Source organism: Streptomyces sp. NRRL B-1347, assembly GCF_000720325.1.
Lineage (GTDB): Bacteria > Actinomycetota > Actinomycetes > Streptomycetales > Streptomycetaceae > Streptomyces.
Window position 1 is genome coordinate 85427 of record NZ_JOJM01000011.1, and the last position, 17834, is coordinate 103260.

Annotated in this window: 16 protein-coding genes and 1 riboswitch; of the genes, 5 read left to right on the forward strand and 11 right to left on the reverse strand. The window is 73.0% G+C overall.

The features are described 5' to 3' along the window. Positions 1-160: 160 nt before the first annotated feature. The 8 genes from IG74_RS0113045 to ribD all read right to left on the reverse strand — a co-directional run bounded on the left by IG74_RS0113045 (position 161) and on the right by ribD (position 6150). Positions 161-613 carry a PH domain-containing protein gene (locus IG74_RS0113045; protein WP_030674735.1) on the reverse strand — a complete coding sequence of 151 codons (453 nt, stop codon included), beginning with the start codon at positions 611-613 and terminating at the stop codon, positions 161-163. Positions 614-633: 20 nt separating this feature from the next. After that, a complete protein-coding gene (hisG, locus tag IG74_RS0113050; RefSeq protein WP_030674737.1) occupies positions 634-1482 on the reverse strand; it encodes an ATP phosphoribosyltransferase in 849 nt (282 codons plus the stop codon). Between the two features lie 87 nt (positions 1483-1569). Next, a complete protein-coding gene (locus tag IG74_RS0113055; RefSeq protein WP_030674739.1) occupies positions 1570-1842 on the reverse strand; it encodes a phosphoribosyl-ATP diphosphatase in 273 nt (90 codons plus the stop codon). Between the two features lie 82 nt (positions 1843-1924). Next, on the reverse strand, positions 1925-2410 hold the full coding sequence (ribH, locus tag IG74_RS0113060) for a 6,7-dimethyl-8-ribityllumazine synthase (RefSeq protein ID WP_030674742.1): 486 nt from the start codon (positions 2408-2410) through the stop codon (positions 1925-1927). Between the two features lie 50 nt (positions 2411-2460). Next, positions 2461-3789 carry a bifunctional 3,4-dihydroxy-2-butanone-4-phosphate synthase/GTP cyclohydrolase II gene (locus tag IG74_RS0113065; protein ID WP_051854842.1) on the reverse strand — a complete coding sequence of 443 codons (1329 nt, stop codon included), beginning with the start codon at positions 3787-3789 and terminating at the stop codon, positions 2461-2463. Next, on the reverse strand, positions 3786-4451 hold the full coding sequence (locus tag IG74_RS0113070) for a nicotinamide mononucleotide transporter family protein (RefSeq protein WP_030674749.1): 666 nt from the start codon (positions 4449-4451) through the stop codon (positions 3786-3788). Before IG74_RS0113070 ends, IG74_RS0113065 begins: the two co-directional genes overlap by 4 nt. Beyond that, positions 4448-5062, reverse strand: coding sequence for a riboflavin synthase (locus IG74_RS0113075; RefSeq protein ID WP_030674752.1), 615 nt, complete (start codon positions 5060-5062; stop codon positions 4448-4450). The genes IG74_RS0113070 and IG74_RS0113075 overlap by 4 nt, the downstream gene beginning before the upstream one ends. A 2-nt stretch (positions 5063-5064) precedes the next feature. Next, positions 5065-6150 (reverse strand): bifunctional diaminohydroxyphosphoribosylaminopyrimidine deaminase/5-amino-6-(5-phosphoribosylamino)uracil reductase RibD, encoded by a 1086-nt coding sequence (gene ribD, locus IG74_RS0113080; RefSeq protein WP_030674755.1) that lies wholly within the window; start codon positions 6148-6150, stop codon positions 5065-5067. Between the two features lie 159 nt (positions 6151-6309). Continuing rightward, a riboswitch (FMN riboswitch) is annotated at positions 6310-6440 on the reverse strand. A 321-nt stretch (positions 6441-6761) separates the two neighbouring features. On the opposite strand from ribD, the gene IG74_RS0113085 reads away from it, so the two are divergent. Continuing rightward, positions 6762-9101, forward strand: coding sequence for a chitinase C-terminal domain-containing protein (locus IG74_RS0113085; protein WP_030674758.1), 2340 nt, complete (start codon positions 6762-6764; stop codon positions 9099-9101). A gap of 183 nt (positions 9102-9284) precedes the next feature. Here IG74_RS0113085 and IG74_RS0113090 read toward each other — a convergent pair whose 3' ends face one another. Next, on the reverse strand, positions 9285-10457 hold the full coding sequence (locus IG74_RS0113090) for an ROK family transcriptional regulator (RefSeq protein WP_030674761.1): 1173 nt from the start codon (positions 10455-10457) through the stop codon (positions 9285-9287). Between the two features lie 150 nt (positions 10458-10607). Between IG74_RS0113090 and IG74_RS0113095 the strand changes: the two genes are divergently transcribed. After that, positions 10608-11831, forward strand: a complete 1224-nt coding sequence (locus IG74_RS0113095; protein ID WP_037825231.1) for an MFS transporter — start codon at positions 10608-10610, stop codon at positions 11829-11831. Positions 11832-11880: 49 nt separating this feature from the next. On the opposite strand, the gene IG74_RS0113100 is transcribed toward IG74_RS0113095, so the two are convergent. Next, positions 11881-13155: an alginate lyase family protein gene (locus tag IG74_RS0113100; RefSeq protein ID WP_030674767.1), complete on the reverse strand. Its 1275-nt coding sequence runs from the start codon at positions 13153-13155 to the stop codon at positions 11881-11883. Positions 13156-13400: 245 nt separating this feature from the next. Here IG74_RS0113100 and IG74_RS0113105 point away from each other — a divergent pair, with 245 nt between their 5' ends. Further along, positions 13401-14837, forward strand: a complete 1437-nt coding sequence (locus IG74_RS0113105) for a uracil-xanthine permease family protein (protein ID WP_030674770.1) — start codon at positions 13401-13403, stop codon at positions 14835-14837. Here IG74_RS0113105 and IG74_RS0113110 read toward each other — a convergent pair. Further along, the gene (locus IG74_RS0113110) at positions 14816-15931 is read right to left on the reverse strand and encodes a glycoside hydrolase family 6 protein (protein WP_420709883.1); all 1116 of its coding nucleotides are present in this window, start codon (positions 15929-15931) and stop codon (positions 14816-14818) included. The two genes, IG74_RS0113105 and IG74_RS0113110, sit on opposite strands and share 22 nt — an antisense overlap. A gap of 118 nt (positions 15932-16049) precedes the next feature. On the opposite strand from IG74_RS0113110, the gene IG74_RS0113115 reads away from it, so the two are divergent. Next, a complete protein-coding gene (locus IG74_RS0113115; RefSeq protein ID WP_420709884.1) occupies positions 16050-16775 on the forward strand; it encodes a DUF5995 family protein in 726 nt (241 codons plus the stop codon). Between the two features lie 103 nt (positions 16776-16878). Next, positions 16879-17808 carry an LLM class F420-dependent oxidoreductase gene (locus tag IG74_RS0113120; RefSeq protein ID WP_030674780.1) on the forward strand — a complete coding sequence of 310 codons (930 nt, stop codon included), beginning with the start codon at positions 16879-16881 and terminating at the stop codon, positions 17806-17808. The last annotated feature ends 26 nt before the right edge of the window (positions 17809-17834 follow it).

Consider the following 17834-nt stretch of genomic DNA (forward strand, 5'->3'; position numbering starts at 1 on the left):
TCGGGAGGGGGCGGCGCAGGTACTACAGGACGATCCGTCCATCGCCGGAGGGAGTCACTCCTCGGGTAGCAGGAGCCCCTGGGAGCCGCGGGCCCGGCAGGGGCGGGGCGGCACACCGGGCCGACCCCGCCACCAGGTTAATCAAGACCCCCCGCTGAGGTCAGCCGTGCTCGCTGCCCGAACGCGCGTCGGCCAGGGCGCGCAGCGTCCGGGCGTCGCTGATGGCCTGCTGCTTGGCGATGCCCGGCTGGATGCCGAGGGCGGGCAGGCTGGTGCCGTCGGTGAGGTTGAGGAACACCCAGGGGTCGCCGGGGCGCAGGTTGACCTGCACGATCTCGGCCCAGGCGAGACGGCGCCGGGTCGCGATGTTGACGACGGTCACGCCGGACTCGTCGGCGACCACCTTGGGCCTGCTGAGCAGCACGAGCGCGCCGGACAGCAGTGCGCCGGTGAAGACGAAGCTGACGCGCTCGCCCGGGTTGAGGTCGGGCAGGATCACCGCGATCACCACCAGGACCGCGAAGATCGCGGCGGCGGCGGCGAGCAGCACGGCCCGGGTGCGTCCGGGCCGGAAGGTGACCGGGAGCGCGGGCGGGGCGGAGGACTCAGTCATGACGGTGCTTCCCTGTCCGGTCACAGGCGGCAGGCGTGGATCGCCGTGGTCAGGATGGCGCGCGCGCCGATGGCGTACAGGTCGTCCATCACTCGCTGGGCGTCCTTGGTGGGCACCATGGAGCGGACGGCGACCCAGCCCTCGTTGTGCAGCGGGGAGATGGTCGGCGACTCCAGGCCCGGGGTGAGGGCCACGGCCTGCTCCAGGTGCTCGGCGCGGCAGTCGTAGTCCATCATCACGTACGTACGGGCGACCAGGACGCCCTGGAGGCGGCGCAGGAACTGCTGCACCTTGGGGTCGTCGGCCTCGGCGCCGGTGCGCCGGATGACCACGGCCTCGGACTTCATGATCGGCTCGCCGAACACCTCGAGGCCCGCGTTGCGCAGGCTGGTGCCGGTCTCCACGACGTCCGCGATCACCTGGGCGACGCCCAGCTCGATGGCGGTCTCGACGGCGCCGTCAAGGTGGATGACGGAGGCGTCGACGCCGCTGTCGGCCAGGTGCTTGGCGACGATGCCCTCGTAGGAGGTGGCGACGGTGCGGCCCGCGAGGTCCGCGAGGCCGGTCGCGGTGCCGGGCTTGGCGGCGAAGCGGAAGGTGGAGCGGGCGAAGCCGAGCGGCAGGATCTCCTCGGCGCTGGCGCCGGAGTCGATCAGCAGGTCGCGGCCGGTGATGCCGATGTCGAGCTTGCCGGAGGAGACGTAGATGGCGATGTCGCGCGGGCGCAGGTAGAAGAACTCGACCTCGTTCTCGGGGTCGACGATGACGAGTTCCTTGGACTCGCGGCGCTGCTGGTATCCGGCCTCATGCAGCATCGCCGACGCAGGTCCGGACAGTGAACCCTTGTTGGGGACGGCGATGCGCAGCATGAGGTCGGATTCCTTTGCGTGACGGTGCGGGAACGTGGTGCGGGACGAGGGCGGCGTACGAAGTGCGCGCCGGATAGAACGTTCGTCCTAGAGGTGGGCGTATACGTCGCTGAGGGAGATGCCGCGGGCGACCATCATCACCTGTACGTGGTACAGGAGCTGCGAGATCTCCTCGGCGGCGGCTTCCTTGCCCTCGTACTCGGCGGCCATCCACACCTCGGCGGCCTCCTCGACGACCTTCTTGCCGATGGCATGGACGCCCTTGTCCACCAGTTCCGCGGTGCGGGAGGTGGCCGGGTCGCCGTGGGCTGCCTTGTGCTGGAGCTCGGTGAAGAGCTCCTCGAAAGTCTTCTTGGACATGATGCCGTTCACTCTACGCGCCCTTGTCACTGCGCCGCGAAGCGGCTCCGGCGAAGGGCGGTGGCGGGCGACGGGTGGGCGCTCAGCGCCAGGGCTCGGAGATGGTGCGGAGCGTGGCCGCCGTCGCGACGGCGGCCGTGACCGCCTCGTGTCCCTTGTCCTCGGTGGAGCCCTCCAGGCCCGCGCGGTCCAGGGCCTGTTCGTCGGTGTCGCAGGTCAGCACGCCGAAGCCGATCGGCACGCCGGTGTCGACGGACACCTGGGTGAGGCCCTGGGTGACGCCCTGGCACACGTAGTCGAAGTGCGGGGTGCCCCCGCGGATCACGACGCCGAGGGCGACGATCGCGTCGTAGCCGCGGCCCGCGAGGACCTTGGCGACCACCGGCAGCTCGAAGCTGCCGGGGACGCGCAGCAGGGTCGGCTCGTCGATGCCGAGCTCGTGCAGCGCGCGCAGCGCGCCGTCGACGAGGCCGTCCATGACCTTCTCGTGCCACAGGGCGGCGATGACGGCGACGCGCAGGTCACCGCAGTTCTTCACGCTCAGTTCGGGGGCACCCTTGCCGCTCACGCGCTTCTCCTAGGGATGAGGGATGGTGGGGTGGACGGTGTGGAACGAGGTCACTGATTGCCGCAGGCGGACATGTCCGTGGCGTCGAGCCAGGGCAGGTCGTGGCCCATGCGGTCGCGCTTGGTGCGCAGATAGCGCAGGTTGTGCTCGCCCGCGGTGACCGGCATGGGCTCGCGCGCGATGACCTTGAGGCCGTAGCGGGCGAGGGCCTCGGTCTTGTCGGGGTTGTTGGTGAGCAGGCGCAGGCTGCGCACGCCGAGGTCGTCGAGGATCTGGGCGCCCGCGCCGTAGTCCCGGGCGTCGGCGGGCAGGCCGAGCTCCAGGTTGGCGTCCAGGGTGTCGCTGCCGCGCTCCTGGAGCTCGTACGCGCGCAGCTTGGACATCAGGCCGATGCCGCGGCCCTCGTGGCCGCGCAGATAGACCACGACGCCGCGCCCCGCGGCGGCGATGCGCCGCATGGACTCCTGGAGCTGGGGGCCGCAGTCGCAGCGCAGCGAGTGGAAGACGTCGCCGGTCAGGCACTCGGAGTGGACGCGCACCAGGACGTCCTCGCCGTCCTGGATGTCGCCGTGGACGAGCGCCACGTGCTCGACGCCGTCGGCGGTGGAGCGGTAGCCGTACGCGGTGAACTCGCCGAAGGCCGTGGGCAGCCGGACCTCGGCCTCGCGGCGCACGGTGGGCTCGGCGGAGCGCCGGTAGTCGATCAGGTCCTCGATGGAGATGATGGTCAGTCCGTGCTTCCGTGCGAAGGGGATCAGCTGGGGGAGGCGCAGCATGCGTCCGTCCTCACCGGCGATCTCGCAGATGGCCCCGGCCGGGCGCAGGCCCGCGAGCCGGGCCAGGTCGATGGCGGCCTCGGTGTGGCCGTTGCGGGCGAGGACGCCGCCCTCCTTGGCGCGCAGCGGGAAGATGTGGCCGGGGCGGACGAAATCGCCGGCCTTGGCCTTGCCGCCGGCGAGCATCTGCAGGGTGGTGGCGCGGTCGGCCGCGGAGATGCCGGTGGTCACGCCGTGCGCGGGGCCCGCGTCGACGGTCACGGTGAAGGCCGTGCGCATCGACTCGGTGTTCTCCGTGACCATCTGCGGCAGTTCGAGGCGGTCGAGCTCGTCGGCCTCCATGGGGGCGCAGATCAGGCCGCGGCACTCGGTCATCATGAAGGCGACGATCTCGGGGGTCGCCTTCTCGGCGGCGACGACGAGGTCGCCCTCGTTCTCCCGGTTCTCGTCGTCGACGACCACGACGGGGCGGCCCGCGGCGATGTCCCGGACGGCCAGCTCGACGGGGTCGAGGCAGAGGTCCTCGGAGTTGTCGGTCGTGTAGTAGAAGGGGTGCACCGGCCCGGCGTCATCGGGGGCGGCGGGAGGCGTGTGGGTGGTCATGCCGGGGCTCCTTCGATGACGGGCTGCGGCTGCGGGGCGGCGGCGCTGCGGGAGCGCAGCCACCAGTCGCGCAGGCCCCACAGCACCAGGGCGAGGTAGACGACGTACACGAGGCCGGAGAAGGCGAGCCCGCTGGAGAACGCGAGCGGCACCCCGACGACGTCGACGAGCAGCCACGCGAACCAGAACTCGACCAGGCCGCGCGCCTGGGCGACCATCGCGGCGAGCGTGCCGACGAATATGTAGGCGTCCGGCCAGGGGTTCCAGGACAGGTCGGGCACGGCGGAGAACAGCGCGCCGACCGCGAGGGTGCCGGCGGCGGTGCCGCCGAGGAGCAGTCCGCGCTCCTTCCAGGTGGCGAAGCGGACGGCGATGGAGCCGTCCTGCGCCTTCTGGCTGCCGCGCGTCCACTGCCGCCAGCCCCACACCGCGACGCCGATGACGAGGAGCTGCTTGCCGACGCCGCCGGACAGCTGCGCGGAGGCGTACGCGGCGACCAGGATCACGCCGGACAGGAACTGGGCGGGCCAGGTCCAGATCGAGCGGCGCCAGCCGAGGGCGAGGGCGATCAGACCGATGCTGTTGCCGACCATGTCGGACCACATGATGTGCTGGCCGAAGGCGGTGAAGGCCTCGGCGTTGAGCCAGTCGAAGTGGTTCATCGCGTGGGCTCCTCACTCTGGGCGCGGGTGCCGAGCAGGCGCTCCACGTACTTGGCGATGACGTCGACCTCGAGGTTGACGGGGTCGCCGGGCTGCTTGACGCCGAGCGTGGTCAGCGCGAGCGTCGTGGGGATGAGGCTGACGGTGAAGTAGTCGGGCCCGGCGTCGACGACGGTCAGGCTGACCCCGTCGACGGTGATGGAGCCCTTCTCGACCACGTAGCGGGCGAGGTCGGCGGGCAGGGAGACCTTGACGATCTCCCAGTTCTCGGAGGCCTTGCGGTCGAGCACGGTGCCCGTGCCGTCCACGTGGCCCTGCACGATGTGGCCGCCGAGGCGGGCGCCCACGGCGGTGGGGCGTTCCAGGTTGACCTTCGAGCCGGGCGCCAGGGCGCCGAGGCTGGAGCGGTTCAGGGTCTCGGCCATCACGTCGGCGGTGAACTCGTCGCCCTCGTGGTCGACGACGGTGAGACACACGCCGTTGACGGCGATGGAGTCGCCGTGCTTCGCGCCGTCGGTGACGACGGGACCGCGCAGGCGGAAGCGGGACGCGTCGGCCAAGGTCTCGACGGCGGTGACTTCGCCCAGCTCTTCGACGATTCCGGTGAACACGCTCAGTGCTCCTTCGTTGCGAGGGTCGCGGTGATCCGCAGATCGGGTCCGACGCGGACGGCTTCGGTCATGTCGAGCCGCAACGCTTCGGTGACGGTGGTGATTCCGCCGCCGCTGAGGACGGCGGGGCCCGCGCCCAGCAGGGCGGGCGCGAGATAGCCGACGACGCGGTCGACGGCGCCCGCGGCGACGAAGGCGCCGGCCAGGGTGGCGCCGCCTTCGAGCAGGACGGAGCGCACGCCGCGGGCGTGCAGCGCGGCGAGCAGCGCCGCGATGTCCAGGCCGCCCGCGGCGCGCGGCAGCCGCACCGTGTCGGCACCGGACGGGACCGGCGCGGCGTCGGCGGCCACCGCGATCAGCGTGGGGGCCGCGTCGTCCAGGACGCGGGCGCCGGGGCGCACGGCGGTGCCGTGGGTGTCGACGACGACCCGCAGCGGCTGGCGGGCGCCCTCGACGCCGCGGACGGCGAGGTGCGGGTCGTCGGCGCGCTGGGTGCCGGAGCCGACCACGACGGCGTCGCACTCGGCGCGCAGGCGGTGCACGTCGGCGCGGGACTCGGCGGAGGTGATCCAGCGGCTGCTGCCGTCGGCGGCGGCGGTGCGGCCGTCGAGCGTGGCGGCGTACTTCCAGGTGACGTGGGGGCGGCCGCGGCGCACGGAGGTCAGCCAGGCGGCGTTGGCCGCCTCGCCCTCGGCCTCGAGCAGGCCCGCCTCGACGTCCACGCCGGCCGCGCGCAGGGTGGTCGCGCCGCCGGTGGCCTGCGGGTTCGGGTCGCCGACCGCGTAGACGACGCGGGCGATCCCGGCGTCGACGAGGGCCTGGGCGCAGGGGCCGGTGCGGCCGGTGTGGTTGCAGGGTTCGAGGGTGACGACGGCGGTGGCGCCGCGGGCCAGGTCGCCCGCCGCGCGCAGGGCGTGGACCTCGGCGTGCGGGCCGCCCGCACGCTGGTGGTAGCCCTCGCCGACGGTGCGTCCCGCGGCGTCGATGACGACGCAGCCGACGACCGGGTTGGGGCTGGTGAAGCCGAGTCCGCGCACGGCGAGTGCGAGCGCGTGCCGCATGGCGGCTGCTTCGGCCTGGGTGGCCACCGGGTCCTCCTGCCTCTTCGGGCACGGACTCCGGGGCACGTCGATGACGACGAGAACGTACGAGCGGGAGCACACGGGGCCGCAGACGCCGGAAGGGACCTGTCCCGTGTCAGGAACAAGCCACTACGACGACACGGCACACGGAGGTGTGCCCGCTCGCCGCGCACTGCCTCCCATCCGGACTTTCACCGTCGGTCCAGGAATTTCACCTGGTCAACCGGCCACTGGAGGTGACCGGGTCGCGGACTGTAACCGCCGGTTCGGAATTACACCGACCCCGGAGTGCGCTGCTTTTGGTACGCAGCCAGTGTGCCACGCCCGGTAGCGACCGTGCGGGCCACCTTCTGTGGGCTGGCTCACAGCGGACGCCGCGCGACTCCCGGCGCGGCTCGGCCGGATCATGTCGCCCCGTTCTGACCGGATTCCGCCGACCACCCCTCCGGAAATGGCGAATCCCCCTCCGCAAGCGGGTTGGTCCATACCTATTGACGCTCTGGTCTAGTCCTTTTAACGTCTGCGTCACTCTGCGGAAAGGCCCGCCCGGTGTGCGCACATCGTGGGCCGCCATCCCCGTTCGTTGTGCGACACCGAGCCTCCCCAGGAGGAACAACGTGCCCACCCCCACTCGGGCGAGAACCACGCTCCTCGCCGGCGCCGCCGTCGCCGGTCTGCTCCTGAGCACCCTCGCCGCGACGACCTCGCAGGCCGCCGATCCCAAGGACGCCGCCGCGAACGAGTCGTGCAGACCCGACGGCCTCTACAAGACCCCCGGCGTCGACGTCCCCTACTGTTCCGTCTACGACGCCGACGGCCGCGAGAAGATGGGCGCCGACCACCAGCGCCGCGTGATCGGCTACTTCACCGGCTGGCGCACCGGCAAGAACGGCGAGCCCGCCTATCTGGCGTCCGACATCCCCTGGGACAAGGTCACCCACCTCAACTACGCCTTCGCGCACGTCAACAAGGACAACAAGATCTCCGTCGGCTCCGACGGCGAGAAGAACGCCGCCACCGGCATGACGTGGCCGGGCGTCGCGGGCGCCGAGATGGACCCCGGGTTCTCCTACAAGGGCCACTTCAACCTCCTGAACAAGTTCAAGAAGAAGCACCCGAACGTCAAGACCCTCGTCTCCGTGGGCGGTTGGGCCGAGACCGGCGGCTACTTCGGCGACGACGGCAAGCGCGTGAACTCCGGCGGCTTCTACTCGATGGCCACCAACGCCGACGGCTCGGTGAACCAGGCGGGCATCAACACCTTCGCCGATTCGACCGTCGACTTCATCAGGAAGTACGGCTTCAACGGCGTCGACATCGACTACGAGTACCCGACGACGATGAAGGACGCGGGCAACCCGCTGGACTGGCAGCTCGCCAACGGCCGCCGCGCGGGCCTGGTCAAGGGCTACGCGGTGCTGATGAAGACGCTGCGCGAGAAGCTCGACAAGGCCGGGGCCACCGACGGCAGGCACTACCTGCTGACCGTCGCCGCGCCCTCCTCCGGCTATCTGCTGCGCGGCATGGAGACCTTCCAGGTCCAGAAGTACCTGGACTACGTCAACATCATGTCGTACGACCTGCACGGCGCCTGGAACGAGTACGTGGGCCCGAACGCCTCCCTGTACGACGACGGCAAGGACAACGAGCTCACGGCCGCGGGCGTGTACGGCAGCCAGCAGTACGGCGGCATCGGCTACCTCAACACCGACTGGGCGTACCACTACTTCCGCGGCTCGATGCCCGCGGGGCGCATCAACATCGGCCTTCCGTACTACACGCGCGGCTTCAAGAACGTGCAGGGCGGCACGGACGGCCTGTGGGGCAAGGCGGCCACGACGAACTGCCCGGCGGGCTCCGGCCTGACCAAGTGCGGTGACGGCGCCGTCGGCATCGACAACCTGTGGCACGACAAGGACGACAACGGCAAGGAGTCCCCGGCGGGCTCCAACCCGATGTGGCACGCCAAGAACCTGGAGAAGGGCGTCGTCGGGGACTACGTGACCAAGTACGGCTTCCCCGCCGACACCAAGCTCACCGGCACCTACGCCCGCAAGTACGACTCGACGCTGGTCGCGCCCTGGCTGTGGAACGCCGACAAGAAGGTGTTCCTGTCCACCGAGGACGAGCAGTCCGTGAAGGCCAAGGCCGACTACGTCGTGGACAAGGGCATCGGCGGCACCATGGTGTGGGAACTGGCCGGTGACTACACGTACAACTCCGCCAAGGGCCAGTACGAGATCGGCGACACGCTCACCACGGCGATGTACGACAAGTTCAAGTCGGCGGCCCCCTACGGCGCGAAGGTCGCGGGCAAGGACCTGCCCGCCAAGGCCGTGGACATCGGGGTGGAGTTCGGCGACTTCAAGCTCGGCGACTCCAACTACCCGATCACGCCCAAGCTGAAGATCACCAACAACACGAAGGCGACCCTGCCCGGCGGCACGGAGTTCCAGTTCGACTACTCCACCTCGGCCCCCGCCAACGCCTCCGACCAGTCCGGCTTCGGCACGAAGGTGATCAGCAGCGGCCACACCGGGAACAACGTGGGCGGTCTGAAGGGCGACTTCCACCGCGTCTCGCTGAAGCTGCCCGCCTGGCAGACGCTTGCGCCCGGCGCGTCCGTGGACCTGTCGTTCAACTACTACCTGCCGGTGTCGACGCCGTCGAACTGGACGGTGAACATCGGCGGTACGACCTACGCGCTCGCCGGTGACCTGGCGCGCGGCACGACGGTGGTCGAGCCCGGCACGGGTCCGGGCCCGACGGACCCGCCCGGGCCGACGGACCCGCCCGGCAAGTGCACCCCGCCCGCGTGGAGCGCGACGTCGGAGTACGGCTCCGGGACCACCGTGTCCCACAAGTCGCACACCTGGAAGGCCAAGTGGTGGACGAAGGGCGAGGAGCCCGGCTCCACCGGTCAGTGGGGCGTCTGGCAGGACCTGGGAGCCTGCTGACGTGACGACCGGGGCGCTCGGTGCCCCTCCCCCAGACGCCCGGCGGCGGGAAGACATGCCCTTGCCTCGCCGCCGGGCCTCCAACCCCACCCCGGCCCGCACGCCTCCCCGCGGGCCGGGGTGCCGTGCGTCGGCCGCCGCTTCACATGCCCGTCTTCAAGCCCCCGTCTTCAGCGCCCGTCTTCACGCGCCCGTCGTGAACAGCTCGTCCTGGGCTGCGTCCCGGGCGGTGAGCAGCGCGCCCCGGAGCACCGCTGCGCCGCCGAGGGTGCTCGCCCGGACCTCCGTGCGCAGCGGCGACATCGCCGCCACGCGCCGCGCCACCCGGTCGGCGAGCGCCGCGCCGCCCGCCCGGCCCAGCTCGCCGCCGAGCACCACGCAGCCGGGGTCGAGCACGGCCGCGACGGACGCGGCGCCGATGGCCACGCGGTCGGCGAGCGCGGTGAGGAACGGCGCGTGGTCCGTCTCCACGGCGTGCCGCACCAGCGCGGCGGCGGGCAGCTCGCCCGGCTCGGGGTCCGCCTTCAGGCCGTGGTCCGCCGCCAGGTCCGCCACCGCGCCCGACCCGGCGAGCGTGTGGAAGCCGCCGTCGCAGGCGGTCGCCGAGGGCAGCCCGCCGGTGCCGGGCACCGGCAGGAAGCCGATCTCGCCGGTGCCGCCCGAGGCGCCCCTGCGCAGCGCGCCGTCCAGGACGACGGCCGCGCCCGTGCCCGCGCCGAGCCACAGGAGCACGAAGGTGTCGCGGTCGTGCGCGGCGCCGTCGCGCTGCTCGGCGCGGGCGGCGAGGTTGGTCTCGTTCTCCACCAGGACGCGCGCCGGGAGCCGGTCCGTCAGAGCGGTCACCAGGCGGCGGTGCCAGGCGGGCAGGCCCGCCGAGTCGCGCAGGTCGCCGGTCGCGGGGTCGATCAGGCCGGGGGCGCCCACGCCGACGGTGTGCAGGCGCGTGGCACCGGCCGCGGCCGCGGTGCGCTCGACGAGGGCGACGGCCCGCTCGACGGCACGGCCGGTGCCCGTGCCGTCGTCCATCGGGAGCGAGGCCTCGGCGAGCGGCGTGCCGAGCAGGTCGGCGACGACGACGGCGACGCTCTCGGTGCGGACGTCGAGCGCGGCCAGCTGGGCCCGGTCGGCGACGATGCCGTACAGGCGCGCGTTCGGGCCCCGGCGTCGCTCTCCCGCCTCGCCGACGACCGTGATCAGGCCGGCGTCCTGCAGCCGCTCCACGAGGTCGGCGACGGAGGGCCGGGACAGTCCGGTGAGCTGCTTCAACTGCCCTGCCGTCAAGGGGCCTTCGCTTTGCAGGAGGCGCAGCGCGAGCCGGTCGTTGATGGCCCGAGCGGTGCTCGGTGATGCGGGCATGGCCGGATCCTTCCACAGCGCTCGCGCCGGTCCGCCGGGGCGGCGTCCGTGCTGCGCGCGATATTCGGTTCCCTGGCCCTCTTCTATCAGGCAGGGTTCCTGATAGTTTACTGCGGCGGTCCCGGAGGGGACCGTGGAGGGGTGCGTCGGATGAGTGAGGGGCAGGGCCAAGTGGTTTACAGCAAGCCGCAGTTGAGCCGGGCGCGGCTCGCGGTCGCGGTCATCTTCTGTGTGCACGGCTCGGTCGCCGGGTCGTTCGCGACCCGGGTGCCGTGGATCCAGGACCACGCGGACGTCAGCGCCGGCATGCTCGGCCTCGCGCTCGCGTTCCCGGCGATCGGCGCCTCGGTGGCGATGCCGCTCGCGGGCTGGGTGAGTCATCACTTCGGCGCCCGCGCCGCGCTGCGCGGGCTGCTCGCGCTGTGGACGCTGGCGCTCACGCTCCCCTCGCTCGCGCCGAACCTGCCCGCGCTGTGCGCGGCGCTCTTCGTGTACGGCGCCACGTCGGGCATGGCGGACGTGGCGATGAACGCGCTCGGCGTCGAGGTCGAGACCCGCATGGAGAAGTCCATCATGTCCGGCCTGCACGGCATGTGGAGCGCGGGCGCCCTGCTCGGCTCGGCGGGCGGCACGGTCGCGGCACACCTGGGCGCGGACGCCCGCGTGCACCACGCGCTCGCCGCCGCGGTGCTCACCGCGGCCGGTCTCGTCGCCTGCCAGGGCGTGCTCGACCTGCGGAGCGCGCCGGAGGAGGAGGCGCCGCCGCGCTTCACGCTGCCGCCGAAGTCGGCGCTGCTCATCGGCGCGGTCGGGTTCTGCGCGGTGTTCGCGGAGGGGGCGAGCCTCGACTGGTCCGCGGTGTACCTGAAGGACGTGCTCGACTCGTCGGCGGGCCTGGCCGCCGCGTGCACCACCGGCTTCACGCTGACGATGGCCATCGCCCGGTTCGCGGGCGACAAGGTCGTCGACCGGTTCGGCGCGGTGCGCACGGTGCGCGTGGGCGGGGCGCTCGCCGCGCTCGGCGGAATCCTCGTGGTGACGGCGCCGCACGCGGCCCTCGCCATGACCGGCTTCGCCCTGATGGGCCTCGGCATCGCCGTCGTCGTGCCGCTGGCGTTCGCCGCGGCGGGGCGCAGCGGGCCCAACCCCAGCCAGGCCATCGCGGGCGTCGCCACCATCACGTACACGTCGAGCCTGATCGCGCCGTCGGCGATCGGCACGCTCGCCGACGCCACGAGCCTGGTCGCCTCCTTCGGCCTGGTCACCGTGCTCGCGTGCGGGCTCATGGCGTTCGCCGGGGTGCTGCGCACGGACGGGCGGGCGTCCGCGCAGGCGCCCGCCCCGCAGTCGGCCGCGGTGGACCGCAAGGGCTGAGGCGCCCTCACCCGGGGCTCGCCCCGGCCCCCTTGGCCTCACCCCGGCCTCACCCCGCGATGGAGTCCAGCTGCTCCGCCGCGGGCCGCAGCGCCCACAGGTCACCGCCGGGCGGGGACGCGAGCTTCGGCACCGCGGCCTTCGCCGCCCGGTCGCCCGCGTCGGCGGCCGCGTGCACGACGTCGGTCGCCGCGTACCTGCGGAAGTCGAGTTCGGGGTGCGGCCACGGCCGCTCCCCGGTGGCGGCGGGCAGCAGATAGCGGACGGCCTTGACCAGGCTCTGCCCCGCGGGGCCCCGGTGCGCCCAGAGGTTCACGCCCACGTGCCGGCCGATGTCGGCGAGGCGGGCGTAGGCGACCAGGTCGAAGGTCGAGTAGTGCCAGCTGCGGGTGCGGCCCAGCTCCTGCGGCTGGCTGCCGTCGGGGGCGATCTGCGGGTCGATGCGCAGGGCGCGCGCGTCGCGCACGGTCTTCCGGGCGAGGGCCTCGTCGCCTGTGGCGTAGGCCAGGGCGGCGAGTTGGAGGTCGTAGAAGGTGCCGTGGTTGTTCTTCGCGGCACCTTCCTGCTTGCCGAAGTCGCTGTGCGTCAGCCAGTCGCGGAAGTCCTTGTTCCAGTCCGTCATCCGCGCGCGGTCGGTCCGCGTCCAGCCGGGGGCGCCTGCGGCGAGGATCGCCTGGGCGTCCAGGACGCTCGTGTACGACTGCGAGAAGTCGATGATGCCGATGGCGCGGCCGTCGTACTTGCAGGGGATGAACTGGCCGTGGTCGAGGCGCGGGTTCATCCGGGTCGCCGGGTCCAGGAACCAGGTGCGCAGGATCGTCCCGGCGTGCTCGGCGTACGTCCGCTCGCCCGTGTAGTACCAGGCGAGGGCCAGCTCGTAGCTGGAGTCGAAGACGTTCTCCGCGTCGCGGCGGTCGGTGCCGGTGTCGACCTCGGGGTTGCGCTCGCCGTCGCGCTGCTCGTACGGGCAGCCCCAGGGGTTCTCGGGGGTCTTCGGCCGGGTCGGCCACCAGTAGGGGGCCTGGCTCAGATAGTCGTGCGGGTCGCCGCCGGGCGCGGGCCTCGGCTTGTCGACGACGGTCCAGGGGCCCTGGCCCAGCCAGCGGTCGGCGCGGGCCGTCAGGTCCCGGAGAGCGAGCCGCAGCCGGGGGTCGCCCTGGTCGAGGCGCTGCTTGGCCGCGGCGAGGCGCTGACCGTCCAGGACGGCGGTGCCGGGGACCTCGGGCCGGGCGGCGGCCGCGGCGGGGGCGGCGGGCACGGCCAGCGGGGCGGCCGTGAGGGCCGCCGCGGCCAGCAGGGCCCTCAAGCGGGTACGAGCACGCATCGCACCCACCACACGCATCGTGCTCATCGCACGCATCGCACGCATCACTCCAATCAGATACATGAACGGAGTTCATCGACCTGGCCGAGTCACCGTACCGGAGGAGCCGGAGAGAATCCGCACTTACGTCGCATTAACATGTCGACGCTGATCGTCCACATGACGACACAGCCCGTCCCCCGCGACGACACAGCCCGTCATCCGCGACGGCACAGCTCGTCCCGCGCACAGAAAGCGAACTCACCATGGATCTCGGCGTGCGCTGGAGACTGCACGGCGACGGGCGCACCCCCGCGCCCGGGGCCGTCGTCCGACCCGACGAACGGCTCTCGTGGCCCCGCACGTTCGGGCTCGGCGCCCAGCACGTGGTGGCGATGTTCGGGGCGTCGTTCGTCGCCCCGGTCCTGATGGGCCTCGATCCGAACCTCGCGATCATGATGTCGGGCGTCGCGACCGTCATCTTCCTGCTCGCCACCCGCGGCCGGGTGCCCAGCTACCTCGGCTGCTCGCTGTCGTTCGTGGGCGTGGCGGCCGTGATCCGCGCCCAGGGCGGCTCCAGCGCCACGGTGACGGGCGCGGTGTTCGTGGTGGGCGCGGCGCTGTTCGTGGTGGGGCTCGCCGTGCAGCGGTTCGGCGCGCGGATCATCCACGCGGCGATGCCCCCGATCGTCACCGGCGCGGTCGTCATGCTGATCGGCTTCAACCTCGCCCCGGTCACGGCCGCGACCTACTGGCCGCAGGACCAGTGGACGGCGCTGTTCGTCATGCTGTTCACCGGATTGGCCGTGGTGTGCCTGCGGGGTTTCTGGTCCCGGGTCGCGATCTTCCTGGGTCTGATCTTCGGCTACGCGCTGTCCTGGGCCCTCGACGCGCTCTTCGGCAAGATCCACTCGGCGGACGGCTCCGGCAAGGTCACCGACCACTGGCGCCTCGACCTGTCGGCGGTCGACCACGCGGACTGGATCGGCCTTCCCACCTTCCACGGGCCGAGCTTCGAGTGGTCGGCGATCCTCGTCGCCCTGCCCGTCGTGATCGCCCTGGTCGCCGAGAACGCGGGCCACGTCAAGGCGGTCGGCGAGATGACCGGCGACCCGCTGGACGACAAGCTCGGCACCGCGATCTCCGCGGACGGCGCCGCGTCCATGCTGTCCACCGCGGTCGGCGGCCCGCCCAACACCACGTACTCCGAGAACATCGGCGTGATGGCCGCGACCCGCGTCTACTCCACGGCCGCGTACTGGGCGGCCGCGGCCTTCGCGCTGCTCTTCGGCCTGTGCCCGAAGTTCGGCGCGGTCGTCGCCGCGATCCCCGGCGGCGTGCTCGGCGGCATCACCGTGATCCTGTACGGCATGATCGGCCTGCTCGGCGCCCAGATCTGGATCAATGCGAAGGTCGACCTGCGCAATCCGCTGAACCTGGTCCCGGCCGCCGCCGGCATCATCATCGGCGTCGGCAACGTCTCGCTGAAGTTCACCGACACCTTCTCCCTCAGCGGCATCGCCCTCGGCACCATCGTGGTGATCACCGGCTACCACGTGCTGCGCGCCTTCGCCCCCGCGCACCTCAAGTCCCAGGAGCCGCTGCTCGATTCGGGGACGTCGTCGTACGACGAGCCGGACACGGACGGGACCCGCGAGGACGCCGGTCCCGGTCCCACCGCTCAGCCGCGCGCCAAGTCGTAGGCGTAGCCGGGCGAGAAGGTGCCGGGCCTGCCCCGGCACCCGTCCGACTCCCCGGGCAGCTTGACCCACAGATAGGCGTCGATGCGGGCCTCGCCGGTGCGCAGCGTGGGCGGGCGGCCGAGGCGGCGCCCCGCGGGGTCGCACCACCGTCCGTCCGCCGGGGCCCCGTTGCCGTTGCGGCTGGTGTCGATGACGGCGCCGAGGCCGCGCGGCCCGCCCAGGGCGGTGAGGACCCGGCGCGCGTACGCCACTTCGGCGGCCGTGCGGTGGAAGTTGGACACGTTCGTGAACACCCCGTCCGAGGAGGCGGCGGACGCCGCGCCCGCCCGGCGCAGCGCGGCCGCCTGCCGCTCGGCCCGGTGCCAGCCCGAGTGCCCGCCGTCGTGGTAGACGCGCGCCGCGGGGTTCGCCCGCTTCAGGACGGCACCCGCGCGGGCGAGGGCCGCGAACCGCCGTGACCGCTCGCCCGGGGACAGGCAGTCCGCGAGCGCGACGGCGTCGGGCTCCAGGATGACGACGACCTCGCGGGAACCGAGGCCCGCCGCGAACCGCTTGATCCACTGGGCGTACGCGGCGAGGTGCGGCGCGCCGCCCCGCGAGGGGCCGCCGCAGTCGCGGTTCGGGATCGCGTACGCGACGAGCACCGGAACCCGGTCGCCCGCCCGGGACGTCACCGCCCGCACCCGGGCCGTGACGGCCCACGGCCGGGGGTCGGTGAACCACACGGCGGCGGGCCGCGCGGCGATCCGGGACGCGATCAGCGGCCTCCTCGGGTCGTCCCTGTGGGCCCGCACCCACGCCACGACCTGAGCGCCCTCGTGCCGGTACAGACGGCCGGCGGCGCCCGCCGCGGCCCGACCGGACGGCGGCTGCGCAGGCCGCGCCGACGACGAGCGCCCCGACGGCTCCGGGCCCGACCGCGACCCCTCCACGGCCCCGGTCCCGCTCCGGTGCCCGCCCGTCCCGTCGTCCCCTGCCACGGTCACCGCCCCGGCCAGCACTCCGACGGCCGCGACCAGCAGGGTCGCCGTCGCCGTGATCCCACCGAGGCCGCGCCGCCGCCCGCCGCGGCCGCGCGCACGTGTCTCCCCCACGTCCCGCTCCCCCCTCGTACCGCTCCCCCGGGGGGTCCTTGCGGGCTCGTTCCCCCGTTCTGGGGAAGCGCCCGCCCGGCGGACCCCTGCGCCAGGCTAGGGCTGGGACCCTGCCCCCATGGCGCGGTTGGAGCGGTTGGCCGAGTGCACTCACCCGGCGCACGGAGTGGACGTGGTGGCGCACGGCGTGGACGCGGTGGTGGCGCGCATGCGCGCCCTTGACAGGACGTGGCCGCGCCGGGACGGCGTCGCGGTCTTCAACCGCGTGTATCTCGCGGTGACTCAGGAGGTCGGCCGGCACGTCGGCGCGGGCGCGTTCCCGGACGTCGAGGCCGCCGTCACGCTGGACGTCCGCTTCGCCGAGCGCTATCTGGCGGCCGTGGACGCGGTGGCCGCCGACCGGTGCCCGCCCGCCTGCTGGCGCCCGCTGTTCCAGCTGCGGAGGCATCCCGGCGTACGGCCGCTGCAGTTCGCCCTGGCGGGTGTGAACGCGCACATCGGGCACGACCTGGCGCTCGCCGTGGTGGACACCTGCCGCTCCATCGGCTGCGAACCGGCCGACCTGGAGGACGAGTTCGACCGCGTGGGCGACATCCTCGTGTCGCTGGAGGAGCGCGTCCGCGAAGAGCTGATGCCGGGCCCCGACGTCTTCCAGGTCGCCGATCCGCTCACCCATCTGCTGGGCTCCTGGAGTCTGGAGCGGGCCCGGGACACCGCCTGGTCGACGGCGCGCGCCCTGTGGGCACTGCGCCAATTCCCCGGGCTCGCCGCGGAGTTGCGGGAGCGGCTCGACGGCGCGGTGGGCCTCGTGGGGCGGATGCTGCTCACTCCGCTGCCCGACTGACGCCGGACCGATCCGGCCGGCGGCACGGCGGGCGCCCCGGAACTCCCCCGCGTTCTTTGTACGTTGAACCGGCCAGCGCGATCCCGACCGCAGGAGGACGACGATGACGACCCGACTCGGACTCGGCCTGCCCCAGATGAAGTGGGCGGACCTGGGGCGCGACGTCCCGGACGTGGCGCGCTGCGCCGAGCGGACCGGCTTCGACAGCGTGTGGGTCTTCGAGCGCGTCCTGTTCCCCGAGCCCGCCGCGCACGGCCTGTACGGCGTCCCGGGACTGCCCTGGCCCGACGACTACCGCTCGGTCGCGGACCCGCTGGTCACGCTGGCCCTCGCCGCGACGGCCACCGAGCGGGCCCGGCTCGGCACCAGCGTCCTGGTGGCCCCGCTGCACGTGCCGTTCCAGCTGGCCCGCTCGCTCGCCTCGCTGGACGCGGCGAGCGGCGGCCGGGTGGTCGCGGGCCTCGGCACCGGCTGGTCCGTGGACGAGTACGCGGCCTCGTCGGTGGCGCCCTTCGAGCGGCGCGGCGCGGTCCTCGACGAGGTCATCGACGTGTGCCGGGCGGTGTGGGGCCCCGACCCGGTGGCGTACGAGGGCGGGCTGACGCGGATCGTGCCGTCGGAGGTCGGCCCGAAGCCCGCGCGGCCCATCCCGATCCTGCTGCCCGCGAACGGCCCGCGCGCGCTGCGCCGCCTGGTGGACCGGGCGGACGGCTGGATGCCGATCGGCACGGGCGCCGACAAGCTCGCCGCGCAGTGGCGGCGGGTCCGGGAGACGGCCGCCGAGCGCGGCCGCGAGGAGCCCGTCCGGTCCGTGCTGCGCGTGAACCCCCAGTACACGCCCAAGGCCTACGACGGCGAACGGCGCGCGCCGTTCCAGGGCTGCGTCGAGCAGATCACCGAGGACCTGGCCGCGCACGCCGCGGTGGGCCTGGACGAGATCCTCATCGACGTCCAGGCGAGCGTGCGCGACGCGCAGGAGCTCAAGGACGTCGCCGCAGAGCTGTACGCGGCGGCGCGGGCCGCGGGGGTGTAGCGCGGCTTCGGGGCCCCGCCCCTGCG

What these genes read in the sequence shown, in the direction of transcription:
- IG74_RS0113045 (WP_030674735.1), bottom strand. Translation starts at nt 613, where the DNA reads ATGACTGAGTCCTCCGCCCCGCCCGCGCTCCCGGTCACCTTCCGGCCC.
- hisG (WP_030674737.1), bottom strand. Translation starts at nt 1,482, where the DNA reads ATGCTGCGCATCGCCGTCCCCAACAAGGGTTCACTGTCCGGACCTGCG.
- IG74_RS0113055 (WP_030674739.1), bottom strand. Translation starts at nt 1,842, where the DNA reads ATGTCCAAGAAGACTTTCGAGGAGCTCTTCACCGAGCTCCAGCACAAG.
- IG74_RS0113065 (WP_051854842.1), bottom strand. Translation starts at nt 3,789, where the DNA reads ATGACCACCCACACGCCTCCCGCCGCCCCCGATGACGCCGGGCCGGTG.
- IG74_RS0113070 (WP_030674749.1), bottom strand. Translation starts at nt 4,451, where the DNA reads ATGAACCACTTCGACTGGCTCAACGCCGAGGCCTTCACCGCCTTCGGC.
- IG74_RS0113090 (WP_030674761.1), bottom strand. Translation starts at nt 10,457, where the DNA reads ATGCCCGCATCACCGAGCACCGCTCGGGCCATCAACGACCGGCTCGCG.
- IG74_RS0113095 (WP_037825231.1), top strand. Translation starts at nt 10,608, where the DNA reads ATGAGTGAGGGGCAGGGCCAAGTGGTTTACAGCAAGCCGCAGTTGAGC.
- IG74_RS0113100 (WP_030674767.1), bottom strand. Translation starts at nt 13,155, where the DNA reads ATGCGTGCTCGTACCCGCTTGAGGGCCCTGCTGGCCGCGGCGGCCCTC.
- IG74_RS0113105 (WP_030674770.1), top strand. Translation starts at nt 13,401, where the DNA reads ATGGATCTCGGCGTGCGCTGGAGACTGCACGGCGACGGGCGCACCCCC.
- IG74_RS0113115 (WP_420709884.1), top strand. Translation starts at nt 16,050, where the DNA reads ATGGCGCGGTTGGAGCGGTTGGCCGAGTGCACTCACCCGGCGCACGGA.
- IG74_RS0113120 (WP_030674780.1), top strand. Translation starts at nt 16,879, where the DNA reads ATGACGACCCGACTCGGACTCGGCCTGCCCCAGATGAAGTGGGCGGAC.